The following is a 23390-nucleotide window of genomic DNA, read 5'->3' on the forward strand; positions in this document are numbered from 1 at the left end:
CGGCGATGCGTCTTTCGAAAGGACGCGTCCCCATTGCTTCCAACGTCCGGGCCCGTTCGCCGCTGCATCGATACTTTAGGTGCCGCTGGCGCAAGAGCTGGTAGCGGCCAACGCTTTGTAACTCGATGAGCGTCGTCCGTCTTTAATCGGCAGCCGGAACCGGTTGCTTGCCCTGCAACTGCTGGAAGCTGAAGGCATCGATCGGCCAGCCGGTGGCTCCGTTTTCGGCAAGATCGGCGAGTATTTCCCCCACGACGCTGGCGAACTTGTAGCCGTGGCCGGAACAGGGCGAGGCGACGACGATGTTCGGCTCGCCCGGAAGTTGGTCCAGCAGGAAATCTTCGCCCGGCAGCATGGTGTAGCGGCAGGTCGCGGTGTCGCGTCGCGCCCCCGCCGCCAGCGGCAGGCGGCGGGCGATGAAGTCGTCCAGCAACGCCGTGTCGGCCTCGTTGACGGGAGCGTTCGGATGATCCGGGTCGCCGATGGCTTCGCGGAAATGCGCATGCTTGCCGACCTTCACGCCGGCGCCGTCGAGAGCGGGGAAGCCGAAGAAGGAGCCGACGAGCCCGGCATCGCGCAAAAACACCGGCATGGTGCCGAGGGCGGTCGCCGCCGCATCCTTCGGCTCGTACCAGGCGACCACTTGACGGATCGGCGTCGCCAGCGCTGCCAGCGCCGGCACCAGCTCGGCGATCCACGGCCCGGTCGCCACCACCACGCGCCTCACCCGGATGCGCTCGGCGCCGAGCCGGAGCGTCACGCCGGCGTCGTCGGGTTCGAGCGCCGTCACGCGGGTCGCCAGCCGCAGGGCGGCACCATGGCGTCGGCCGAGCGCGAGATGCGCCGCAACTGCCGCTTCCGGGCGCACGAAACCGCCTTGCGCCTCGAACACGGCAATCTCGTCGGGGTCGAGCGCGAAGGCGGGATAGCGCTGCGCCATGGCGCCGGCATCGAGCACCTGATGGTCGAGCCCATAGGCGCGGCAGGAGGCGAGCGTACCGGAGACGATGGGGCTGTCGGGTCGGCCGATCTGCAGCACGCCGGTGATGGTGAGCACGTCGGTGCCGGTGTCTCGCTCCAGCGCCCGCCAGTTTTCATAGGCACGGCGCAGCAGCGGCACATAGCTCGGATCCTCGAAATAGCCGAGCCGGATGATGCGACTGTCGCCATGCGAAGAACTGAGGCTGTGTGCCGGCGAGAATGCCTCGAAACCGATCACCTTCCGCCCGCGTGCGGCAAGATGCGCCAGCGCCGCGCTGCCCATGGCTCCGAGGCCGATGACCGCAGCATCGAAGTCGAAGGGGATCATGAAAGCCTCCCGGCGGTTTCAGGACGGTCCGGCGCGGTTCCGATGCTTTTCAGCTTGCGGCCCTCATCGCTACCGACAAAGATATTGCAACATGCTCTCCATGGCATAGGATTTGTATAGATATAAACACGTTCTTCCCGAAGTGTCGAAGAGGAGCCGTGCCATGCCGAAGCTATTTAAGTCCTTGAATCAGTGGAGAGAAGGCAGGGGCGGGCTGGAAAACGAGGTCATCGACCAGTTTCTCCTCGGGCATCTGGATCGCCGCGCCTTCTTGCGTCACGGCAGCCGCGTCGGCCTGTCGATGGCGGTGATGGCCGGGGTGCTCCAGGCCACCGGCTTCGCGCCGATCGGCCGGGCGCAGGCGCAGGGCAAGCCTGGCGGCACCATCCGGCTGGCGCAGATCACGCCGTCGGGCGCCATCGAGCCGGTCTCGGTCGCCGATCAGGGCGGGCTGCTGCCGCTGCAGCAGGCGGGCGACTTTCTGGTCATGGACGGGCCGGACCTGGTGCTGCGCCCGATGCTGGCGACCTCCTGGAAGCCGAACGCGGATGGCAGCGTCTGGACCTTCACCCTGCGTTCCGGCGTCAAGTTCCATGACGGCCGCACCATGACCGCCGACGACGTGGTGGCCTCCATCGACCGGCTCGCCGATCCGGCCAACGGCTCCAACGCGTTGTCGGCCTTCAAGGGCGTGCTGTCCAAGGGCGGCACCACCAAGGTCGACGACCTCACGGTGCGCTTCACCCTCGACGCGCCGAACGGAAATTTCCCCTATTACGTCTCCTCCGACAATTACAACGCCATCATCCTGCCGGCTGATTACAAGGGTGATTTCGAGAAGACCTTCAACGGCACCGGCCCCTTCAAGATGGTGAGCTACACGCCGAAGGTCGGCGCGAGCTTCGTGCGCAATCCGGATTACTGGGCCGGGCCGGCGCTGGTGGAAAAGCTGGAACTCAGCTTCTACGCCGATCAGCAGCCGCAGGTGCTCGCCTTGCTTGGCGGGCAGATCGACCTGATCCAGCAGGTGGTGGTGCAGGGCTCGCAGAGCCTGTTCGACAATCCGGCGGTGAAGATCCTGCGCCTCAAGTCGAATGCCCACCGCCAGATCCACATGAAGAACACCGGCCCGTTCGCCGACAAGCGCGTCCGCCAGGCCATGGCGTTGACGCTGGATCGTCCGGCCATCGTCAAGGGCCTGTTCCGCGGCATGGCCGATCTCGGCAATGACAGCCCCTTCGCGCCGGTCTTCCCCTCCACCGACACCTCGGTGCCGCAGCGCGTCAAGGATATCCCCAAGGCCAAGGAACTGATGGCCGCTGCCGGCATGTCGAGCGGCTTCGAGGTGACGCTCACCACCATGCAGCTGCAGGAGCTGCCGGCGATCGCCAGCCTGATCCGCAACGCCGCCGCCGAGATCGGCGTCAAGGTGACGCTGAAGCTGGAAGATGTCGGCGCCTATTACGGCGATGCGGTGCCCGGCAAATCGGACTGGCTCGACAGCCAGTTCGGCATCACCGATTACGGCCACCGCGGCACGCCCAACGTGTTCCTCGCCGCGCCGCTGCTCAGCACCGGCACCTGGAACTCCGCGGAGTTCAAGAACCCGGAATACGACAAGCTGGTGGCTTCCTACATCGCCGCCCTGGATCCTGCTGCCCAAAAGGCGCAGGCCGGCGCGATCCAGAAGCTGCTGCTCGACGAGACGCCGGTCATCTTCCCCTATTTCTACGATTACATGACCGCCACCTCGGCCACGCTGCAGGGCGTGGAGGGCACGGCCATGGGGCAGATGTTCCTTCACAAGGCCGGCTTCGCCTGATCGATGATGAAGGGCGCGTTGGGGCGTTTCTTCCTGAAAAGACTGGCGCTGAGCCTGCTCACTCTCTGGCTGCTCAGCGTCGTGGTCTTCTTCGGCTGCCAGGTTCTCCCGGGCGATCCAGCCCGGGCGATCCTCGGTCCCCTGGCCGATCCGCGGGCGGTCGCGGCTTTGAACCAGAAGCTCGGCGCCGATCGGCCTCCGGTCGAGATCTATCTCTCCTGGGTCGGCGGCCTGCTTTCCGGCGACATGGGACAGTCCTACGCCTATCGCTCGCCGGTGGCGCCGTTCATCGGCAGCGCGCTGGTCAATTCGCTGAAGCTGGCGGCGATGGTGTTCGCCATCGTGGTGCCGATCGGCATCGGGGCCGGGGTGCTCGCGGCGCTGCGGGCCGGCCGGCCACTCGACCGGGTGATCAGCGTTGCCGGGCTGTCGCTGACGGTCATTCCCGAATTCGTGTCCTCGATCGCGCTGATCCTGGTATTCGCGGTGATATTGCGCTGGTTGCCGCTCTCGGCGAGCTGGCCACCCGGTAGCGGGCCGCTGGTGCAGATCCAGCATCTCATCCTGCCGGCATTGCCGCTGGTGATCGTGCTGTTCGGCTATATCGCCCGCATGACCCGCGCCGGCATGGTGGAGGCGCTGGCCGCCGACTACACCCGCACCGCCGTGCTCAAGGGCCTGCCGTGGCGTACGGTGCTGTCGCGCCATGTGCTGCGCAATGCGCTGCTGCCGACCATCACCGTCATCGCGGCGCAGATGGGCTACGCGCTCGGCGGTCTCGTCGTGGTGGAATCGTTGTTCCGCTATCAGGGGATCGGCAGCCTCGTGCTCGGCGCCGCTCGCGCCAAGGATTTCGCCATGCTGCAGGCCGGCATCCTGACCGTCGGTGCCTTCTTCATCGTGACGACGCTCGCCGCCGACCTGCTGACGACCCTGCTCGATCCCAGGCTGCGCACGGGTGGCCGCCGATGACCGACACCGTGCCCCTTGCCGAACCGTCACTGCCTGTCGTGCCGGCGCCTGCGCGTGCCGAAGGCCGAGGACGCGGCATTGTCGGCGTGCTGCTGCGCTCGCCGGGTTTCCTGGTGGGCGCGCTGATCCTGCTGTTCTGGACCACCTGCGCGTTGTTCGCGCCGTCCTTCGTGCCCTACGATCCCTATGCCGACGATCTGTTGAACACGCTCGTGCCGCCTTCCGTCGAACATTGGTTCGGCACCGACCAGCTCGGGCGCGACGTGTTCTCGCGCGTGCTGGTCGGGGCGCGCGACATCCTGACCATCGCCCCGCTGGCGACCATCGTCGGCACCGTCGCTGGCACCGCCATCGGCCTGATCACCGGCTATTTCGGCGGCTGGGTGGACGCCGTCATCGGCCGGCTGCTCGAGGTCATGCTCTCGCTGCCGCTCATCATCGTCGCCCTGCTGGTGCTGGTGGCGCTCGGGCCCTCTACGCCGACCGTGGTGGTGGTGGTCGGGCTGGTGTTCGCGCCGCTGGTCGCCCGCACCGTGCGCGCCGCGGTGCTCACCGAGCGGCATCTCGACTATGTCGCCGCGGCCGCGGTGCGCGGCGAGGGCGCCTTCTACATCATGGTCGCCGAGATCCTGCCGAACATCCTGCCGCCGATCATCGTCGAGGCCACGGTGCGGCTGGGCTACGCCATCTTCACCATCGCGTCGCTGAGCTTTCTCGGTTTCGGCGTGCAGCCGCCATCGCCGGATTGGGGCCTGTCGATCGCCGAGAACTACGGCGTGCTGGTCGGCGGCTATTGGTGGACGGTGGTGTTCGACACCATCGCCACCGCCTCGCTGATCGTCGGGGTGAATCTCGTCGCGGAATCGCTGCAGAGGGCGCTGGCCGAATGACCGATGTCACCGTTTCGCCGCCGGTACTCGAGCTCCGGGATGTGAGCGTCTGCTACCGTATTCGCGGCCGTGCGGTGCCGGTGCTGAGCCGCGTCAGTCTCTCGCTCGGCAAGGGCGAAGTCTATGGCCTCGTCGGCGAATCCGGCTCGGGCAAGTCCACCGTGGCGCTGGCGGTGCAGCGGGTGCTGCCGTCGAACGGCTATGTGTCGGGCGGGCAGGCGCTGGTCAACGGGCGCGACGTCGCGACCCTCGACCGTGCCGCCCTGCGCCAGATGCGCGCGCGCGACGTCGCCATGGTGTTTCAGGATCCCGGCCGCGCCCTGAACCCCTCGCTCACCATCGGCCGCCAGCTGGCCGAGGTGTTCGAGATTCTGGGATCGGCCGGCGGCGAGGCGCTGCGGCGGGCGGAAGCCATGCTCGAGCGCGTGCGCATCTCGGCGCCGGCGCGGGTCATGGAGCGCTACCCGCACCAGCTGTCCGGCGGCATGCAGCAGCGGGTGGTGATCGCCATGGCGCTCGCCAAGGATCCTTCGCTGCTGATCCTCGACGAGCCGACGACTGGCCTCGACGCCACCATCGAGGCGGAGATCCTCGACCTCGTCGACACGCTGCGGCGGGAATTCGGCGCCTCGATCCTGTTCATCAGCCACAATCTCGGCGCCATCGCCGGTCTGTGCGACCGGGTCGGCGTGCTCTATGCCGGCCGCCTGGTGGAGGAGGGGCCGGTGCGGCCGCTGTTCCGCGCGCCGCGCCATCCCTACACCGTGGGCCTGCTGCGCTGCCTGCCGCGGCCCGGCCTGCGCAAGAGCCTCGCGCCGCTCGACACCATTCCCGGCTTTCCGCCGGCGCCGGGCTCGATCACCGCGGGCTGCGTCTTCGCGCCGCGCTGCGGACTGGCGGACGAGACCTGCCGGACCGTCGATCCGCCGCAGGTGGAGCTTGGCGAGGGGCGGGTGAGCCGCTGCCACCATCATGACCGGATCGGGTCCCTGCCGCATGAGGTGGTCCGCCCGCTCCCGACGGCGCCGCAGCCGGCCGAACACGCAGCCGGAACGCCGGTGCTCGAACTGGCGTCGCTGTCGAAAACCTATGGCGCCGCGCCCTATGCGGTGCACGCGCTGCGCGACGTCTCGCTCCGGCTGATGCCGGGTCAGACGCTTGGGCTGGTCGGCGAATCCGGCAGCGGCAAAAGCACGCTGGCCCATGCTTTGCTTGGCCTCATCGCCCCCGATGCCGGCGGACGCATGGCGCTCGACGGCGCGACGCTGGCCCCTGAAGTGCGCAGGCGCTCGCCGGAGCAGATAAAGACACTGCAGATCGTGTTTCAGAACCCTGATTCGGCGCTCAACCGCTCGCATACGGTTCGCCGGCTGATCGGCCGGGCGGTGACACGCCTCGGCGGCCTGGCGGGCGCGCTGCGCGAGGCGCAGGTGACGCGGCTGCTGGAAGCGGTGCGGCTCACCGCCCGCCAACTCGCCGCCCGCCCGCGCCAGCTGTCCGGCGGCATGAAGCAGCGCGTCGCCGTCGCCCGCGCCTTCGCCGGCAATCCACGCCTCGTGGTCTGCGACGAGCCGACCTCGGCGCTCGACGTCTCCGTGCAGGCGGCCATCCTCAACCTGCTCGCCGATCTGCAGGCGGAACGGCAGGTCGCCTATCTGCTGATCTCCCACGATCTCGGTGTCGTCCGCTATCTATCCGACGCCATTGCGGTGCTCTATCTCGGGCGGCTACTGGAGGTGGGACCGGCGGCGAACGTCCTTGATGGCCCGCATCATCCCTATACCGAAGCGCTGCTCTCCGCCGCGCCGTCCGTCACCGGCGAACGCAGCGGCCGCATCCGCCTCACCGGCGCGATTCCCAGCGGCATCAATCCGCCCTCGGGCTGCCTGTTCCATACGCGCTGCCCGCGGCGTTTCGGTCCGATCTGCGAAACCGAGGAGCCGCCCTTCGTCGCCGATGCGGCCGGCCATGCGATACGCTGCCATCTCCCGCGCGAAAAGCTGGGCCGCAGCATGGCCGCCATGCCGGCCTGACGCGCGTGCCGGTCAGACTTCCGCGCTGCGGGCCGGCTCCGGCGTGTCGCGCTCGCCGTGTCGGGCGCCGAGCACGACCAGCACGGCGGAAGCGCCGATCAGCACGGCGCCGATCAACGCCGGTGGCGCCGGCCATTCGGCATAGAAGACGGCGCCGAACAGCAAGGCCCACACCAGGCGGGAGACATCGAGCGGAATGACGATGGTCGCGCTGGCGCGGCGCATCGCCTCCAGAAAGAACACCTGGCCGAGCACGTTGCACAGCGCGAAGAAGCCGAGCCAGGCGAACTGCTCCGGGCTCGGCCATGCCCAGACCGGCACCGCGAGCACGCCGGCGAGCGTGCCCATGCCGAGCGCCAGCAGCAGCGCGCTCACCGCGCTGCCGTCGCTGCGGGATTGCAGCTTGGCGACCAGCATCGAGGCGGCGAACAGCACCGCCGAGCCGAGCGCGGCCGTCGCCCCGAAGGCGCCGGCGTTCTCAAGGCCGGTATCAAGGCCGAGGCCGGGCCCGACGATGAGCGCCGCGCCGACGAGGCCGGCGGCGATGGCGATCCATTGCAGCGGAAACACCCGCTCGCCGAGCACCGCACGGCTGCCCATCGCCGCGAACAGGATGGCGGTGAAGCCGAGGGCGGTGGCCTCGGCGAGCGGCAGGCTGCGCAAGGCGAGATACCACGTCAATATGGCGCCGCCATTGAGCAGCGAGCGCAGCAGGTGCAGCGGCAGCCGGCGCCGGGCGACACGCGGCCGGCCGACGCTCATCCAGAGCGGCAACAGCAGCAGGACGCTGAACACTTCGCGCCAGAACACCAGGACGAAGGGGTGTAGCGTCTGACTGACGCCGCGCACCGCCGCCTCCATGAAGGCGACCACCGCCCCTGAGGCCAGCATGAAGGCGACGCCGGTCAAGGTGCTGCGTGAGACGCTGCCGCGAGAGGTCGCGCCAAGCCCGGCGGTAAATCTCATTGATCGAGAGGCGCGCGGCCGTGGGGATGCTCCGGCTGGTCGTGCGGCCTCACCAGGAAACGGCGGAACACGTCGCCATAGCCACGGTAGAGCAGGCCGCCATTGCCTTCGAGGACCGCTGCGCGATTGGCGCGGTAGTGGTCCGGCAGCCGGTACCAGGGCAGCGTCGGATGCGTATGGTGCACGGCATGCAGATTGTTATTGAGGAACAGCAAGCCGAGCACCGGCGAGTTCTCCACGATGGCGGTTCGCCGGGAGACCTCGCTCTCCGCCTTATGCTCGGCGAAGGAGCGGACCATCTGCAGCGCTGTGCCAGGATAGAGGAACAGCAGCACATAGGCGAGCGGATCGAAGTCGCAGACCAGCACCAGCCAGAGCAGGATGCCGACGCAGCCGGCAAGGTGATGCGCCCAGATGCGGATCAGCAGCCGGTCGCCGGCCAGCATCGCCTTGGCCTCCGACGCCAGGAAGCGCCCGACCGACCAGAACGGGCCGATCACCAGCCGGCCGACCAGCCGCGTCTGCGCCTTCACCAGCCAGCGCCCGACGCTCCCGAGCCGCGTCCAGTCCGCCTCGGTCCAGTAATAGGATTCCGGGTCGTCGAGCGGATCGGTGAGCCGCTCGTCCCGATGATGGCAGAGATGCAGCATGCGGTAGCGCTGGAACGGCAGCCAGAGCGACAGCGGGATCGAGCCCAACACCCGGTTGAACACGCGCCAGCGGGTGGGATGGCCGTGGATGATCTCGTGCTGCAGCGATCCCTGCCAGGCGATGATCCAGGCCCCGAGCGGAATCAGCACGAAAACGGGCAGGCTAGCGTGGAAAAATGTCAACAACCCCCAGCCGCCGTAAATGGCGATGGAAAGGCTGAGCGTCGGCCATTCGACGGCGGCGCGGAGGGCCGTTCTGGTGCGGGTCTGGGGCAGGGATTCGATGATCGACATGGTACGATCATCCCTCCCGCCCTCGGCTCATACAATGTGGGACAACGAAGCGAGGCGAGGGAATAGTCGCATAAAATGTACAGTTGTTGATAATATGCCGCTTCTGCTGACGATTATGCGAGAGATGCGGTGCGACGACAGGTTGTCCAGATTTTCCGGGAGCGTCTCGCGCTGGTGATGCAGCGCTCGCATCTGACGCCGGCGGCATTCGCCCGCTCGCTGGGCATCGACCGCTCCACGCTGTCGCAGGTGCTCTCGCCGAGCCATGACCGGCTGCTGCGCGCCGAGACGCTGGCGGTGCTCTCCACGCGCTATGGCGTCTCGGTCGACTGGCTGCTCGGCCTGACCAGCCAGGAGCGGCCCGGCGCCGATGTCGTCGAGCAGGTGCGGGTGGAAGGGCAGGCGGGCTCGCCGACCGACGACCGCTTCCTGCGCTGGTATGCCGAGGCCGAGAATGCCGGCTACCCGATCCGCACCGTGCCACGCAGCTTCCCGGACTTCCTCAAGCTGGCCGACGTCATCGCCTATGAATATGCCGGCTGGCCGGAGATCGACACCGATGCCAGCGTGCGCTGGGCGCAGGAGCGGCTCGCCAGCATGCGCTCGTCCGACCTGTCGCAGGAGGCCTGCCTGTCGCTTCAGGGGTTGCAGGTCTTCGCGCGCGGCGAGGGGCAGTGGAGCAAGCTGCCGGCGTCGCTGCGCCGGGAGCAGTTGCGGGCGATGAGCGAGACCTGCCGCGCGCTCTATCCCGGCCTGCGGGTGCATCCCTTTGACCTGCGGCACACCTATTCGGCGCCGTTCACGGTGTTCGGGCCGCAGCGGGCCATCCTCTACACCGGCGGGCTGTTCTTCGTGTTCACCGCCACCAAGCATGTGCGGCTGCTCAACCAGCGCTTCGACGATTTGATCCGCGCCGCAGTGGTGCAGCCCGCCGACGTGCCGGACCTGCTCGCCGCGCTGGCGCGCGAAGTAACCTGAAGGCGTGGGCTGGCCGGGGGCGGCTTAGCCCGCAAGCTCCGGTGCCGCGGCGCTCGTCTCCGCCAGATCGAGCAGGCCGGCCGCCCGGCGCGTCGTCTCCTCCGCCGAGCGCTCGCCGGCGATCGCCGCGGCAACGCCGTCGCCGATCAGCGGCCCGAGCTTGAAGCCGTGGCCCGAGCAGGCGCTGACCACCCAGGCCCGCGCCCCCCATGGCCGCACCGCGAAACGCTCGGAATCGTCGCGGGTGACGGTGTAGAAGCAGATCTTGCGCTCCAGCACCTGATAGCGGTCGAAGTCGCGATAGGCGAGGCGCGCCGCGCTCTCCAGCCGGGCGACATCCGCCGGCGTGGCGATACGGTCGCCATCCGCGTCGCCCGAGCGGGTGAACACATGGTCGCCGATCTTGAGCCGCGTGCCGCGGCGCGGCGGCAGCGTGTAGGTGCCGCTCTGAAGCCCCATGTCGATCAGCACCGGCGCCTCGGCCCAGAGCCTGGCCAGCTCCGGCGGCGGGGCGAGATACATCACCGCCTGGCGTGAGGGGACAACGGTGTCCTGCAGCAGCGGCGTCAGCTTGTTCACCCAGGCGCCGGCGGCGATCACCACATGATCGGCGCGATGCTCCGCCCCATTGGCGACCACCGTGCCCGCTTCCGGATCGACCTCGGTGACGCGGCTGTCGGCATAAAAGCGCACGCCGCGCGCGCCGAGCGTGACAGTGAGATCGGTGAGGATGCGGATCGGGAACAGCATGCCGCCATCGTCGGTCTCGATGGCGCGGGTGAGCCCGGCGGTCTCCACCATCGGGAAGCGCTCGGGCACCTCGGCGAGCGGGATGTCGCGGAAGCCGGCGCCGAGCCGGGTGAGCGAGCGCACCGTCGGCTCGTGCCAGCCCACCTCTTCGCGCAGGAAATACACCACCTTGGAGCGGGCGAAATGGTCGGCGCCGATGTCGGCGAACATCCGCTCGTACAGGGCGAAGGCCTGCGGCATCAGATAGGCGTAGCCCTCATGGGCGCCATAGGCGTAGCGGGTGATGCGGTGCTCGTCATGCGAGGTGGCGCGGGGATTGGGGATCGGCCCCTGCTCGAACACCGAGACGTCGAAGCCGCGCCGGTTCAGCGCCCAGGCGGTCGACAGGCCGGCAATGCCGGCGCCGACGACGATGACGGAACCCTTGGACATCAGCGGGAGGCTCCCTGCGAGGCGGCGGCAGTTTCGGGCGGCAGCCAGTTGAGCTCGCGGCGCCAATCCGGCGACAGCTCGGCGAAGCGGGCGAGCGACAGCTTGGACAGGTCGGCGAAGGAGCAGACGCCATCGACGACGAGGTCGCGAATGGCATGCCCGCTGGCCGGCGACAGCCCGAAGCCGACGCTCGACATGGTGGCGAGCGTCACATTGTCCGGCGACGACAGCCGCTCGATCACCGGGCGGCCGTCCGGGGTGTTCTCGATCACCCCCGCCCATGAGCGGATCACCCGCGCATGCGCCGCCCGCGGCAGCAGCTCGGCGACACGCTTGGCGAGGCCGCGCAGCACGCTGCCCGAGGGGCGCGGCGGCGGGCTCTCCAGCGCGATGTCGTCATACCATTCATGCGGGCCGCCGCCATAGGCGAGGTTGCCGCGCAGCGTCTGCCGGCCATAGAGGCCGTGGCCATCGACGCCGCCCATCGGCATCAGCGGCAGCGGCTCGGTGACGATCATCTCCGCCCGCGCCGGCGCCATCGGCAAGTGGTGGCCGAGCATGGCGGCGAGCTGGCCGGTCTGCGGCCCGGCGGCGATCACCAGCGCGTCGCAGCCGAAGCGCCCCTGCGAGGTTTCGACCGCGCTGACGCGCCCGCCCGCCATCTCGAAGCCGCGCACCGCCACATGCTGGCGGATGCGGGCGCCATGGTCCTGCGCCGCCCAGGCATAGGCCTGCGAGGTGCGCTGCGGATTGGCATGGCCGCCGAAATGCAGCTGCACGCCGGAAATCGCGTTGTCGCCGGCGAGCGGCACCCGCTCGCGCACCTGCTTGCCGTCCAGCACCTCCCACGCGTAGCCGGCCGGGATGCGCATGGCGAGGCCCTCGTGGAAGTTCGCCTTGCGCTCGTCGACCTGGAACACGATGCGGCCGGAACGGTGCTCGGTGGGATAGCCGAGCAGCTCGTCCATCTGCGGCCACAGCCGCTGTTCCTCATGGAACAGCGGGCTCTGGTAATGCGTGCAGCCGCCGCCATTGCGGCCGGAGGCCTCGAAGCCGACGATGCCCTTTTCCAGCACCGTCACCTCGACGCCGGAGCGCGCCAGCCACCAGGCGGCGGACAGGCCGGTGACGCCGCCACCGACCACCACCACGGAAGACCCGGACTTCGCCATCTCGCGCCCCTTCAGTAAGGCATGCCGGCGCGAAGCTGCTCGGCCTCGCGCTCGGTGCCGATGTCGTCATAGGAGATCCACTGGGTGACGATGCCGAACCACACGTTCCAGTTCTCCGCCATCGCCGCCGGCTCGTCGGCATCGGCGAGCACGGAGAGCGGCAGCGGCCGCACCGGCGCCCGGTAGCCGGCGAGCGGGATCGATTGCGCCGGCACGCCGGCGCCGAGCGCCATCATCAGCGCCACCTGCTCGCGGCAGCGACGCGCCTGGCAGGCGCCCATGCAGGCGCGGGTGAGGCGCTTGATCTGGTCCTGGTCGAGCGGGCCGTCCTCGGCGAGGGTGCCGAGATCGCGCCGGGCGATGGCGTTGGAGCTCCAGCCGAGATAGCGCGGCGGCTGCACGGCGAGCAGTTCGCCGCGGGTGACATCCTCGCAGATGCAGGCCAGCACCTCCGGACCGCCGGTCGACAGCAGCGCCCGCGCCCAGTCGAGCTGGTAGGCGAGGGCATCCGGACCGGGCGGGACGAGGCGCGGAAGCTCGGCTTCCGCCGGGCGGCCGAGCGAGCGGAGCGCCGCCCGCGCCGCCGCGCCGCCGGCCTCGACCGCATCGCTGCCGAGGCCGGTGCAGTCGCCGGCGGCAAACACCTCGGCGAGCGAGGTGCCGCCATCGGCGCCGACCACCGGCACATGGCCGCCGCGTTCCGTCACCAGAGTGCGCTTCGCCCCCAGCACGTCGAACAGCTCGATCACCGGCACCGCGCCGATGGCGAGGCACACCGTGTCGCAATCGATGTGGCGATGGCGCTCCGGCGCGGCGATGTTGGCGAGCACCAGGCCGGTGACGCCGTCCGGCCCGCCCTCGGCGGCGAGGGGCACATGGCCGGCGATGATCTCGACGCCCTGCGCCGCCAGCGCCGCCAGCCGCGCGGGATCGCCGACACCGGCTTCGCGGGCCTCGACGAGCGCCGCCACCTCCAGCCCATGCGCAAGGGCGAGTTCGGCCGCATCGAGGGCGAGCGAGCCGGTGCCGAGGATCGCCAGCCGCCGCCCGGCGAAGGCGCCGTAGCGGGCGATCAGCGCGTGCAGCGCCTGCGCGCCCATCACGCCCGGCTGGTCGGAGCCGGCGAAGGACAGGTTGAGGTCGCGGGCGCCGGTGGCGAGGATCAGCCGGTCGAAGCCCAGCGTCCAGCTCCGCGTCTCGTCGGCGAGGCCGATAATGCCGGTGGCAAGGCCGCGCAGCCCCGGCCCGTTCACCCAGGCGCCCCAGGCATAGGTCGAGAGGCGGACATCGACGCCGAGCTCGAAGGCTTCGCCCAGCGCCGGATTGGCCTCCAGCACCCGCTCGACCAGACGTTCCGGCGTCTGCACCGCGGGGGTGGCGCGGCCGCCATACTGCAACGGCACGTCCATGCCGATCAGGCCGGGCGCGACCGGGTTCTCGTCGATCAGCACCACTTGCGCGCCGGCCTTCGCCGCCTCGATGGCGGCGGCGCAGCCGGCGGGGCCGGCGCCGATCACCACGATTTCCGCGCGCTCGTCCGGCGTAGCCGTCTTGCCGGCGATCGAGAAGCGGTCGGGGGCGGGCAGGGTCAGTTTCATGGAAGGGCGTCCAGCGCTGAAGCGAGGTCGGCGACAAGGTCGTCGGGATGTTCGATGCCGATGGAGATGCGCAGCGTGGCGTCGTCCACCCCCACCTCGCGGCGGATCTCCGGCGGCACCGAATAATGCGTGGTGGTCGCCGAATGGCAGATCAGGCTCTCGGTGCCGCCGAGGCTGACCGCCATGCGGAACACCTGCAATCGGTCCAGCATGGCGAAGGCCTCCGCTTCGCCGCCGCGAATGCGGAAGGAGAAGGTCGAGCCGGCGCCCGAGCACTGGCGCACGAACACCGCGCGGGCCGGCGTCCCGGCCTCGAGGAAGCCGAGATAGCTGACGCTGGCCACCTTGGGATGGTCGCGCAGGAAGCTGGCGACGATGGCGGCATTGGCATTGGCGCGGCGGTTGCGCAGCGGGAAGGTTTCCAGCGAGCGCAAGGCGAGCCATGAGGTGAACGGGTCGAGATGGCTGCCGAGCAAGGTGCGCAGCCGCCGCAGCGGGCCGATCATCGCCCTGCCGCCGGAGACCGCGCCGCCGATCAGGTCGCTGTGCCCGCCGGCATATTTGGTCAGCGAGGTCATGGCGAGATCGGCGCCATGCGCCAGCGGCGCCTGCAGCAGCGAGCCGAGGAAGGTGTTGTCGACCACCAGCAACGGCCGCCGTCCGCCTTGCCGTTCGGCCAGCGTGTCGGCGGTGCGGGCGATGAGCGCGATGTCGGCGATGCCGTTGGTGGGATTGGCCGGCGTTTCCACGAAGATGAGCGCGACCGGGCCATGGCGGGAGGCCGCCTCGGCCGCCTCGGCGACGCTGGCGGGATCGAGCGCATCGCCTATGGCGACCGGCGTCACGCCGATGCCGGCGATCGGGCCGTGCAACAGCCCATGCGTGCCGCCATAGAGCGGGCGGGTATGCAGCACGCTGTCGCCGGGTTTGAGATGCGCCAGCAGGATGGCGGAGATCGCCGCCATGCCGGAGGCGAAGGCGGCGGCATCCTCGGCACCCTCCAGCGCGGCGAAGCGCTTTTCCAGTAATGCGAGGTTGGGATGATCGAGCCGCGCATAGATGAAGGCGGCGTCGCGGCCCGGTCCGGCGCCGTCGAAATAGTCCCGGTGCGCCTGCTTCGCCGCCGCCGCGGACGGGTAGGCGAAGGTCGAGGTGAGCATGACCGGCGGCTTCACCGCCCCGGACGCGCTCTGCGGATCATAGCCGAAGCCGACGGCGAGCGTGTCGGGATGGAAGGCGTCCGGTGGGTCGTCGCGCCGGTCGGTGCTCACGCGGGCTCCGCCTTGGACTGGGCATCGGAGGCGGGCTTCGCCGCAAAGGCCGGCATGTGTTCGGCCGGCGTCGTCGCCGGCGGCGGCTCACGCAGCGCGATCGGCCTCCCGTCGATGCCGGTGCCGGCGGCGATGTAGTCGAGCGCCTTGTCGCAATACCAGTCGATGAAGCGCAGCACGTAGGATTCGTCGCTTTCGCTATAGGGACCAGGCAGATAGCCGACCGAGTTCACGCCCCGCTGATTGTTCTCGACGAGGTCGCGATCCTGTAGATTGGTGACGTTCCACAGCGCGGTGAGATGCTCGACATCGTAATCGATCCCCTCCACCGCATCCTTGTGGACCAGCCATTTGCAGGTCACCAGCGTCTCGCCGGTGGCGGTGGGCATGGCGCTGAAATAGACGGTGGTGTCGGCCGTCGAATGGCAGAAGCTGTGCGGCTCGATGGCCCAGCGCAGCGAGCCGATATCCTCCTCGTCGCCGGCGGTCATCAGCTTCTTGCAGGCGAGTGCGCCGTCGATGGTCAGCGACAGCTGTCCCTCGTTGAGCGGGAAGCGCTCGACCTGCCACCAGGGGCCGATGAAGGGACCGCGCGCGAGCCCGGCCGCGGCGATGCGGGCGGCGAAGGCGTCGTGGCGCGGGTCACCGTCCTGGGCGAAATGGCCGCCGGAAGCGTCCTCGATGGGGAAGGTGAGGCACAGCTCGGGATGGCCGACGCCGCAGTGATAGCACTCGCGGGCGTTCTCCATGACCAGCTTCCAGTTGCCCTTCTCCACCAGCGTGTTCTGGAAGGCCAGCTTGGCCTCTTCCAGCCGGTGCGGGGCCAGCAGCGGCTCCAGTTCCTCGCGGAAGCGGGCGAAGGACGGCGGCGTCTGCGCGAGACAGACGAACAGCGCGCCGGCGACGTTCTGCACATGCACCGGCCGCAGGCCGTGCTCGGCCGGATCGAAGCTCGCCTGCATGTGGCGGGCATGCACCAGCTTGCCGTCGAGGTCGTAGACCCACTGGTGATAGGGGCAGGTCAGGCGTCCGCGCGCGCCCGCGCCTTCGGCGCAGATCTGCGCGCCGCGGTGGCGGCAGGAATTGTGGAAGGCGCGATAGATGCCCTCGCGGTCGCGCGTCACCACCACCGGCGACTGGCCGACGGTGACGGCGAGATAGCCGCGCGGCTGCGGGATCTCGCAGGTGAAGCCGACCAGTATCCAGGATTGGCCGAAGATGGCGTCGAGATCGAAGGCGAGAACGTCCGGGCTGTTGTAGAGTGCCTGCGGCAGCGAATATCCCGGCCGGCGCCCGGCGACGAGCGCACGGATTCTCTCAAGATCGAGCATGCCTGTTCCCCTTTTCGGCGATCTTGGCAGAGCGTCTGGAACCGTTCAAATTACGTTTTTCGATAGGCCTATCGCATGGAGGCAAAAGGCTTGCCGTTCCCCCGTCCCGATGTCGTCGAGCCTGCGCGGTCCACGGAAGCGGAGCCGCCGGACGGCGGGCGGGTCTGGCTGCCGCTGAACGCGCTCCGGGCCTTCGAGGCGGTCGGCCAGCGACTGAGCTTTACCGGGGCGGCGGCGGCGCTGCACATCTCGCAGAGCGCACTGAGCCGCCATGTCGGGCGCCTGGAGGAGTATCTCGGCTGCCGGCTGCTGGAGCGTCGCTCGCAGGGCATGGCGCTGACCGCCGCCGGCGCGGCGCTGCTGCCGGTGGTGGCCCAATCCTTCGACCGCATCGAGGAAACCCTGAAGGGGCTGCGGCGCCAGCCCGGCCAGGGCGGCCGGGTGCTCAAGGTGCACATGCCGCCGACCTTCCTGCACGTGGTCGGCCTGTCCTTGCTCGCCGAATTCCGCCGCGCCTTCCCCGACGTGCCGATCGACGTGTCGAGCAGCAACGGCATCGGCCTGCCGGCGGGACGCAGCGTCGATCTCGCGGTGGTGTTCGACCGGCCGCATCTCGGCGACGCCATTCGCGATCCTTTGTGGATGGTCAGCCAGACCCCGGCTTGCGCGCCGGAGGTGGCGGCCCGCGCGACCGGCCTCGACCTCGCCGCCTTCCTGCGCGCCAACGAGCTGTTGCATGTGAAGCTAGAGGGCGAGCCCTTCGGCACGCTGTGGTCGGTCTATACGCGCCAGCGCGGCATCGACATCGCGGTCTCGCGCGGGCTGGCCTTCGAAACCGAGGCTCTGGCGGTGCAATGCGCGGTGGCGGGCGGCGGGGTGACGCTGGTCGATGTCGACCTGTTCGCCTCCGAGCTCGCCGACGGACGCCTCGTCACGCCGTTCGCCAATGCCACCAGCCAGAGCGGCTTCGGCTATTATCTCGCCGTCCATCCCGACGACATGGCCGATCCCGCGGTGGCGCTGTTCCGCTCCTGGGTGGTGCGGCGCTACGCGCAGCTGCCGTCCGTGCCGGGCTGATCATTGCGGGGGAGGTGGCGCGGCCGTTCGCGGTGCCGCCCGCGCCATCGCCGTGTTCCAATATCGAGCCGGGGACCCTGGCCGCACGGATAGGGTGGAGCTGCGGCGGGTCCGGCGACGGATCACGGGGATCGAGGCCGGGGCGGAACATCCGTGTTGACGATGTCGCGCGGCGCGGTCTTAACAGGCGTGACAGGATCGTCAGGGCAGGGGCGCCGCGCATGACCAGCTCGCATTCGACACCGGCCCCCGCGCTGCTCTGCGTGGGCGAGGCGCTCATCGACATGGTGCCGCGACAGACGCCGGAAGGGCAGGCCTTCCTGCCGCTACCCGGCGGGGCGGTGTTCAACACCGCCATCGCCGCCGCCCGCCTCGGCCTGCCGACGTGGTTCTGGTACGGCCTGTCGACCGACATGTTCGGCGACCGGCTGCGTGAGGCGCTGGCCGCCGCCGGCGTCGATGCCAGCCTGTGCCGGCCGGCCGACCGTCCCTCGACGCTGGCCTTCGTGACGCTGGTCGCGGGGCAGGCGCGCTATCTGTTCCTCGACGAGAACACCGCTGGCCGGATGCTGACCCCGGCGGATATTCCCGCGGTGCCGGCGCAGGTGGGCGCGTTGTTCCTCGGCGGCATCAGCCTGGTGGTGGAGCCGGTCGGCACCACCATCGAGGCGATGGCGACCGCCTTCGCCGGCGACGGGCGCGGGCGGCTGATCATGCTCGACCCCAATGTGCGGCCGGGTTTCATCCGCGACGAGGCCGCCTATCGCGCCCGGATCCGGCGGCTGATCGGCCTCAGCCACATCGTCAAGCTCTCCGACGAGGATCTCGGTTGGCTGATCGGCCCCGGCGACCTCGCCGATCAGGCCCGCACGGTGCTGGCGATGGGGCCGCGCCTGGTGCTGGTGACCCTGGGCGGCCGGGGCGCGCATGCCTTCACCGCCACCTTCGACGGGCAGGTCGCCGCGCCGGCGGTGGTGGTCGCCGACACCGTGGGTGCCGGCGATACCTTCAATGCCGGCTTCCTCGCCGCGCTGGCGGAGCAGGGGGCGCTCGATCCCGCCGCGTTGGCGAGCATCGGGGCCGAGGCCCTGCTCGCCGCTTTGGCCTTCGCCATCCGGGCGGCGGCGGTCTCCGTCACCCGGATCGGCGCCGATCCGCCCTGGCGGCACGAGCTTGCGGCGGAGCCGGGCTCTCAGGCGCCGGCCGTCTCCTCGACGGGGGCGTCGTAGTTCACCGGCGTGGCGTGCCAGCCCTCGGCGCGCCGCGCCCAGAACAGATCCTTCAGCTTCGACGAGATGACGCCCGGCCGGTCATTGCCCATGATGCGGCCGTCGATCCGCGACACTGGCATGATGCCGCCGGCGGTGGTGCAGGTGAAGATCTCGTCGGCCTGGCGCAGCTCCTCCGCCGGCACCGCTCGGGCGACGCAGGGAATGCCCAGCTCGCCGCACAGCTCGAACACCGATTGCCGCGTCATGCCGTCGAGCCCGCCGCGGATCGGCGTCGCCACCACCCCGTCGGTGATGGAGAACACGTTGAAGCCCGGTCCCTCGGTGACGTTGCCGTCGGTGTCGAGCAGCACGGCGGTGTCCGCCCCCTGGTCCAGCGCCTCGAACAGGCCGGCGGTCAGGTCGCCCCAGTGGAAATTCTTCACCCGCGGGTCGAAGCTCTCCGGCGGAATGCGCAGCGTCCTGGCGATGATCATGTGCACGCCGCGCTCATACTGTTCCTCTGTGACGATGGAGATCCACGGCACCGCATAGGCGACGAGGTAGTTGCGCGCGTTGGCCGGGTGGCGCGGCTTGCCGGGCACGGGAACGCCGCGCAGGCAATCCATCGCCACATAGGCCGAGCGCAGGCCGGTAAGGCGCACCAGCTTGTGCAGGATGTCCTTGATCGTGTCGTTGCTCTCCGGCGGCTGGAGCCGCAGGGCGTTCATCGAGTTGCGGAAGCGGGCGATGTGGTCGTCGAGCCGGAAGAAATTGCCTTCCCACACCCCGACGACATCATAGGTGACGTCGGAGCGGCGGTAGCCGAAATCGTTCACCGGAATGACGGCCTCGGCCATCGGCTTGAACACGCCGTCGACATAGGCGGCTCCGGCGGCAAAGCGGTTGGTCTGCATCTCGCTCATCTCATGCTGGTTCTGGGGACGCGACGGTGGGAGCGGCGGAGAGCGCCTCCGCCGCCTGTCTCGATACCGGCCTTTCGGTGCTCCGGGCTAGCCGCCGGCGCGCAGCGCCGCGGTGGCGGCGGCGTCGATGGCGAACGTGTCGTCTTCGGCCGTGCCGCTCACCGCGAGGCTGTAGACCTCGCGGGCGCGTTCCGGCGAGATCCAGCCTTCCCGGACGTCGGCGAGCACGCTTTCCGCCTTGCGTTGCCTGGGTTCGCCATAGCCACCGCCGCCGGCCGAGACCGAGACGACGGTCTCCCCCGGCTTCAGCTCGACGCCATAGCAGCCCGGCAGCCGGGTGAGGCTGCCGTCCAGCTCGCGCTTGAAGGCGTCCGACAGCCCGCCGGACCCGCCGCCCAGCGCACCGACCGCCGGGTTGATCGTGCCGTCGGCGGTGTAGATCACCTTCATGGTGCAGCCCTCGATGGGACCGAACTCGGCCCGCATCGAGGGCGCGCCGCGATAGGTGCCGGCGCCCTCGGTGTCGGCCAGCAGGCGACGGTCGGCAACGAACAGCGGATGGTGCAATTCGTCCACCTCGATGCTGTCCTGCCGGCAGAGGCCGGCATTGCCACAATGGATGATGGTGAGGAAGCCGTCGGTCACCGGCGTGCCGGCGCCACCGGTGACGCCGAGGAATATCTGGTTGACGAAGGACTCGCCGGTGCGTGGGTCCTTGCCGGAGATCACCCCCATGGCCGGCGGCATGATCGGCCCGGTTTCCGCCATGCCGAAGCCGGGGGCGATCTCGGCGATCGCCCGCTGCACCGGCGTCGAGACGCGGTCGGCGAGGTTGGTGGTCGCCACCGAGCAGGAATGCGGGTGGCTGGGTATGCCGACCACGCAGTTCTCGCGCAGCTTGATGTCGACGCGGCGGAAGCTGCCGGCATTGGGCGGCACGCTGTGGTCGATCAGCCCGTTATAGATGCCGATCATCGCCGCCGTGCGGGCGCAGCCCTCCGACAGATTGAGGCCGCTGGGCTGGCAGTCGATATTGTCGGTCAGGTCGACGGTGATCCGGCCGGCTGCCGCGTCCACCTCGACGGTGACGTTGACCGGGATGCCGTCCGGCACGCCGGGGAAGGGGTCGTGGCCGGAATGCACCGTCACCTTGCCGGAGGGCAGCCGGGAGATGGCCTGCGCCATCTTGTCCTCGGAATACTGGAACCAGGAGTCGGCGTAGTCGTCGAGCGCCTGCCAGCCGATCTCCTTGCCGAGCGCCAGCAGCTCGCGCTCGCCGATGCGCACCGCGCCGAGGGTGGCGAGGTAGTCGCCCCACCACTGCTCGGGCACGCGGATGCGTGACCGGCACATGCGGATCAGATCCTGGTTGTCCTCGTAGCCGGACTGGATCTTGGCCGCCGAGAAGATCAGCGCGCCTTCCTCGAACACGTCGCGGGCGCCGCCCATATAGGTGGTCGGCTGCGAGTTGCCGCAATCGGCCTGGTGCGCCTTGGCCAGCACGAAGAAGCGGGTGATGCCGGCATCGTCGACCACCGGCACGATGAGGCAATGATCGGCGGCATGCGAATCGCCCTCATAGGGGCTGTTGTGCAGGTAGCAATCGCCGGCCTTCAGTACCGGGTGGTACTTCTTCACGTACTGGCACATCAGGTCGGGGCCGATCAGGGTGTGGATCGGCAGGCTTTCCGCCGTGGCCAGCAGCTGGCAATCGGCGGTGAGGATGACGCAGGAGAAGTCGTGCGCCGTGTTCAGCACGCCCGAACGCGCGGTGCGGAACAGCGTGTTCTGCATCTTCCGCGCGATGCCCTCCATGCGGTTGGAGATGATCGCCATCCGCACGCCGGTGGCCGGTGCTTCGAGTGTCTTGGTTATCATCGACATGAAACCGTCTCCCTTCACGCGGCGGCGGCCAGCGCGGCCCGGCGGGCCGTGGTGGCGGCAATGTCGACGGCCAGCGTGTCGTCCTCGGTGCGGCCGGTGGTGACGAGGCCGTAGACCTCGAAAGCGCGGCCGGCGGTGATCCAGCCCTCGCGCAGGTCGTGCAGCACCCGCTCGGGCTCCCGCTGCAGCGGCGAGCCGTAGCCGCCGCCGCCGGAGGAATAGGAGACGATCATCTCGCCCGCATTGAGTTCGGCGCCGTAGCAGGCCGGCAGCTCGGTGAGGCTGCCGTCCAGTTCGCGCTTGCGCGCCTTGGTCTTGCCGCCCTCGCCGCCGCCGCGCGTGCCGAGCGCCGGGGTGATGGTGCCATCCGCCGTGTAGAGCACCTTCATCGCGCAATCGTCGATCGGCCCGAACTCGGCCAGCATGGACGGCGCGCCGCGGAAGGTGCCGGCACCTTCGGTGTCCGGCACCAGCCGGCGGCCGGCGATGAACACCGGGTGGTGCAACTCGTCCACCTCGATGCAGTCGAGATGACACATGCCGGCATTGCCGACATGGATGATGGATAGGAAGCCGTCTGTCACCGGGGTGCCGGCGCCGCCGGTGACGCCGATATGCACCTGGTTGACGAAGGGCTCGTTGTCATGGCGCGGATCGCGGCCGGAAATGACGCCCATGCCCGGCGGCATGATCGGCCCGGTCTCCGCCATGCCGTAGCCCGGCGCGATCTCGGCCAGCGCGCGCTGCACCGGGTTGGCGACGCGGTCGGCGAGGTTGGTGGTCGCCACCGAGCAGGAGGCGGGATGCTGCGGGATGCCGACGCAGCAATTCTCCCGGATCCTGATGTCGAGGCGGCGGAAGCTGCCGGCGTTCACCGGCACGGTATGGTCGATCAGGCTGTTGAAGATCGCCACCATGGCGGCGCTCATCGAGGTGCCCTCGGTGAGGTTGAGGCCGCAGGGCTGGCAGTCCGGATTGTCGGTGAGGTCGACGCGGATCATGCCGGCTTCGCTGTCGATCTCGACCGCCGCCTTCACCGGGATGCCGTCGGGAATGCCGGGGAAGGGATCGTGCGCGGTGGTGACGAGGCGCTTGCCGGAGGGCAGCTTGCAGACGGCGTCGGCCATCTTGCGCTCGGAATAGTCGAACCAGCTCTCGGCATAATCCTCCAGCTCGTCCCAGCCGAAACTCTTGCCGAGCTCCAGTATCTCGCGCTCGCCGATGCGCACCGAGCCGAGCGTGGCGAGGTAGTCGCCCCACCATTGTTCCGGCACGCGGATGCGGGCGCGGCACATGCGGATCAGGTCTTCATTGTCCTGGTAGTCGGACTGGATCTTCGCCGCCGAGAAGATCAGCGCGCCTTCCTCGAACACGTCGGCGACGTCGCCGAGATAGGTCGAGGGGCGGGAATTGCCGCAATCGGCCTGGTGCGCCTTGGCGAGGACGAAGAAGCGCAGGATGCCGTCCTCGTCGATCACCGGCACGATCAGGCAATGGTCGGCGGCGTGCGAGTTGCCCTCATAGGGGCTGTTGTGCAGGAAGCAGTCGCCCCGGCGCAGCTTCGGATGATACTTCATCACGTAGCGGCACATGATGTCCGGCCCGGTCAGCGTGTGGCTGGGCAGGCTCTCCGCCGCCGCCAGCAGACGGCAATCGGCGGTCAGGATCACGCAGGAAAAATCGTGCGCCGTATTCAGGATGCCCGAGCGGGCGGTGCGGAACAGCGTGTTCTGCATCTTGCGGGCGATGCTCTCGAAACGGCTGGCGAGGATCGCGGTCTTCACGCCGTCGGTGCGGCGGATGCTGACATTCACATTCATCGCGTTC

18 protein-coding genes are annotated in these 23390 nt (G+C 69.3%); 7 read left to right on the plus strand and 11 right to left on the minus strand.

The window, feature by feature from the left end; genetic code table 11:
- Positions 1 to 142: 142 nt before the first annotated feature.
- Positions 143 to 1309 carry an N-methyl-L-tryptophan oxidase gene (gene solA / locus KHC24_RS05950; RefSeq protein ID WP_246546176.1) on the minus strand — a complete coding sequence of 389 codons (1167 nt, stop codon included), beginning with the start codon at positions 1307 to 1309 and terminating at the stop codon, positions 143 to 145.
- A 163-nt stretch (positions 1310 to 1472) separates the two neighbouring features.
- On the opposite strand from solA, the gene KHC24_RS05955 reads away from it, so the two are divergent.
- The 4 genes from KHC24_RS05955 to KHC24_RS05970 are packed head-to-tail and all read left to right on the plus strand — an operon-like array spanning position 1473 to position 7026.
- Positions 1473 to 3131, plus strand: coding sequence for an ABC transporter substrate-binding protein (locus KHC24_RS05955; protein ID WP_213360557.1), 1659 nt, complete (start codon positions 1473 to 1475; stop codon positions 3129 to 3131).
- Positions 3132 to 3137: 6 nt separating this feature from the next.
- Complete coding sequence (locus KHC24_RS05960; RefSeq protein WP_213360560.1) at positions 3138 to 4103, plus strand: ABC transporter permease; 966 nt, start codon at positions 3138 to 3140, stop codon at positions 4101 to 4103.
- Complete coding sequence (locus KHC24_RS05965) at positions 4100 to 4993, plus strand: ABC transporter permease (protein ID WP_213360568.1); 894 nt, start codon at positions 4100 to 4102, stop codon at positions 4991 to 4993. Before KHC24_RS05960 ends, KHC24_RS05965 begins: the two co-directional genes overlap by 4 nt.
- Positions 4990 to 7026, plus strand: coding sequence for a dipeptide ABC transporter ATP-binding protein (locus KHC24_RS05970; RefSeq protein ID WP_213360571.1), 2037 nt, complete (start codon positions 4990 to 4992; stop codon positions 7024 to 7026). Before KHC24_RS05965 ends, KHC24_RS05970 begins: the two co-directional genes overlap by 4 nt.
- 12 nt (positions 7027 to 7038) lie before the next feature.
- Here the strand turns inward: KHC24_RS05970 and KHC24_RS05975 are convergent, their stop codons facing one another.
- Together KHC24_RS05975 and KHC24_RS05980 are read right to left on the minus strand one after the other, a co-directional pair.
- Positions 7039 to 7992, minus strand: coding sequence for a DMT family transporter (locus KHC24_RS05975; protein ID WP_271180660.1), 954 nt, complete (start codon positions 7990 to 7992; stop codon positions 7039 to 7041).
- Positions 7989 to 8936 (minus strand): fatty acid desaturase, encoded by a 948-nt coding sequence (locus KHC24_RS05980; protein ID WP_213360576.1) that lies wholly within the window; start codon positions 8934 to 8936, stop codon positions 7989 to 7991. The genes KHC24_RS05975 and KHC24_RS05980 overlap by 4 nt, the downstream gene beginning before the upstream one ends.
- Positions 8937 to 9065: 129 nt before the next feature.
- On the opposite strand from KHC24_RS05980, the gene KHC24_RS05985 reads away from it, so the two are divergent.
- Positions 9066 to 9914, plus strand: a complete 849-nt coding sequence (locus KHC24_RS05985; RefSeq protein ID WP_213360578.1) for a helix-turn-helix domain-containing protein — start codon at positions 9066 to 9068, stop codon at positions 9912 to 9914.
- Between the two features lie 24 nt (positions 9915 to 9938).
- On the opposite strand, the gene KHC24_RS05990 is transcribed toward KHC24_RS05985, so the two are convergent.
- From KHC24_RS05990 to KHC24_RS06010, 5 genes are read right to left on the minus strand one after another with little or no spacing between them, the layout of a single operon-like run.
- A complete protein-coding gene (locus tag KHC24_RS05990; protein ID WP_213360580.1) occupies positions 9939 to 11096 on the minus strand; it encodes an NAD(P)/FAD-dependent oxidoreductase in 1158 nt (385 codons plus the stop codon).
- Positions 11096 to 12268, minus strand: coding sequence for an NAD(P)/FAD-dependent oxidoreductase (locus KHC24_RS05995; RefSeq protein ID WP_213360582.1), 1173 nt, complete (start codon positions 12266 to 12268; stop codon positions 11096 to 11098). The genes KHC24_RS05990 and KHC24_RS05995 overlap by 1 nt, the downstream gene beginning before the upstream one ends.
- Positions 12269 to 12279: 11 nt before the next feature.
- Positions 12280 to 13866 (minus strand): FAD-dependent oxidoreductase, encoded by a 1587-nt coding sequence (locus tag KHC24_RS06000; protein WP_213360584.1) that lies wholly within the window; start codon positions 13864 to 13866, stop codon positions 12280 to 12282.
- Entirely contained in the window at positions 13863 to 15137 is a 1275-nt protein-coding gene (locus KHC24_RS06005) for a cystathionine gamma-synthase family protein (protein WP_213360586.1), read from the minus strand. Before KHC24_RS06005 ends, KHC24_RS06000 begins: the two co-directional genes overlap by 4 nt.
- Positions 15134 to 16468, minus strand: a complete 1335-nt coding sequence (locus tag KHC24_RS06010; RefSeq protein ID WP_213360600.1) for an aromatic ring-hydroxylating oxygenase subunit alpha — start codon at positions 16466 to 16468, stop codon at positions 15134 to 15136. Before KHC24_RS06010 ends, KHC24_RS06005 begins: the two co-directional genes overlap by 4 nt.
- A gap of 90 nt (positions 16469 to 16558) precedes the next feature.
- On the opposite strand from KHC24_RS06010, the gene KHC24_RS06015 reads away from it, so the two are divergent.
- Both KHC24_RS06015 and KHC24_RS06020 read left to right on the plus strand, forming a co-directional pair.
- Positions 16559 to 17545 carry a LysR family transcriptional regulator gene (locus KHC24_RS06015; protein ID WP_213360602.1) on the plus strand — a complete coding sequence of 329 codons (987 nt, stop codon included), beginning with the start codon at positions 16559 to 16561 and terminating at the stop codon, positions 17543 to 17545.
- A 221-nt stretch (positions 17546 to 17766) separates the two neighbouring features.
- On the plus strand, positions 17767 to 18774 hold the full coding sequence (locus KHC24_RS06020) for a carbohydrate kinase family protein (protein WP_213360604.1): 1008 nt from the start codon (positions 17767 to 17769) through the stop codon (positions 18772 to 18774).
- Here KHC24_RS06020 and KHC24_RS06025 read toward each other — a convergent pair.
- The 3 genes from KHC24_RS06025 to KHC24_RS06035 all read right to left on the minus strand — a co-directional run bounded on the left by KHC24_RS06025 (position 18738) and on the right by KHC24_RS06035 (position 23383).
- Positions 18738 to 19679, minus strand: coding sequence for an aminotransferase class IV (locus KHC24_RS06025; protein ID WP_213360611.1), 942 nt, complete (start codon positions 19677 to 19679; stop codon positions 18738 to 18740). The genes KHC24_RS06020 and KHC24_RS06025 overlap by 37 nt on opposite strands.
- A gap of 87 nt (positions 19680 to 19766) precedes the next feature.
- A complete protein-coding gene (locus KHC24_RS06030) occupies positions 19767 to 21563 on the minus strand; it encodes a hydantoinase B/oxoprolinase family protein (RefSeq protein WP_246546178.1) in 1797 nt (598 codons plus the stop codon).
- A gap of 14 nt (positions 21564 to 21577) precedes the next feature.
- Complete coding sequence (locus KHC24_RS06035; protein WP_213360613.1) at positions 21578 to 23383, minus strand: hydantoinase B/oxoprolinase family protein; 1806 nt, start codon at positions 23381 to 23383, stop codon at positions 21578 to 21580.
- Positions 23384 to 23390: the final 7 nt, after the last annotated feature.

Origin of the sequence: Ancylobacter defluvii (assembly GCF_018390605.1) — a bacterium.
GTDB lineage: Bacteria > Pseudomonadota > Alphaproteobacteria > Rhizobiales > Xanthobacteraceae > Ancylobacter > Ancylobacter defluvii.

Coding starts and splice junctions, on each gene's coding strand:
- KHC24_RS05975 (WP_271180660.1), bottom strand. CDS start 7,992: ATGAGATTTACCGCCGGGCTTGGCGCGACCTCTCGCGGCAGCGTCTCA.
- KHC24_RS05960 (WP_213360560.1), top strand. CDS start 3,138: ATGAAGGGCGCGTTGGGGCGTTTCTTCCTGAAAAGACTGGCGCTGAGC.
- KHC24_RS05965 (WP_213360568.1), top strand. CDS start 4,100: ATGACCGACACCGTGCCCCTTGCCGAACCGTCACTGCCTGTCGTGCCG.
- KHC24_RS06035 (WP_213360613.1), bottom strand. CDS start 23,383: ATGAATGTGAATGTCAGCATCCGCCGCACCGACGGCGTGAAGACCGCG.
- KHC24_RS05980 (WP_213360576.1), bottom strand. CDS start 8,936: ATGTCGATCATCGAATCCCTGCCCCAGACCCGCACCAGAACGGCCCTC.
- KHC24_RS06025 (WP_213360611.1), bottom strand. CDS start 19,679: ATGAGCGAGATGCAGACCAACCGCTTTGCCGCCGGAGCCGCCTATGTC.
- KHC24_RS06020 (WP_213360604.1), top strand. CDS start 17,767: ATGACCAGCTCGCATTCGACACCGGCCCCCGCGCTGCTCTGCGTGGGC.
- KHC24_RS05955 (WP_213360557.1), top strand. CDS start 1,473: ATGCCGAAGCTATTTAAGTCCTTGAATCAGTGGAGAGAAGGCAGGGGC.
- KHC24_RS06030 (WP_246546178.1), bottom strand. CDS start 21,563: ATGTCGATGATAACCAAGACACTCGAAGCACCGGCCACCGGCGTGCGG.
- KHC24_RS05990 (WP_213360580.1), bottom strand. CDS start 11,096: ATGTCCAAGGGTTCCGTCATCGTCGTCGGCGCCGGCATTGCCGGCCTG.
- solA (WP_246546176.1), bottom strand. CDS start 1,309: ATGATCCCCTTCGACTTCGATGCTGCGGTCATCGGCCTCGGAGCCATG.
- KHC24_RS06010 (WP_213360600.1), bottom strand. CDS start 16,468: ATGCTCGATCTTGAGAGAATCCGTGCGCTCGTCGCCGGGCGCCGGCCG.
- KHC24_RS05995 (WP_213360582.1), bottom strand. CDS start 12,268: ATGGCGAAGTCCGGGTCTTCCGTGGTGGTGGTCGGTGGCGGCGTCACC.
- KHC24_RS06000 (WP_213360584.1), bottom strand. CDS start 13,866: ATGAAACTGACCCTGCCCGCCCCCGACCGCTTCTCGATCGCCGGCAAG.
- KHC24_RS05970 (WP_213360571.1), top strand. CDS start 4,990: ATGACCGATGTCACCGTTTCGCCGCCGGTACTCGAGCTCCGGGATGTG.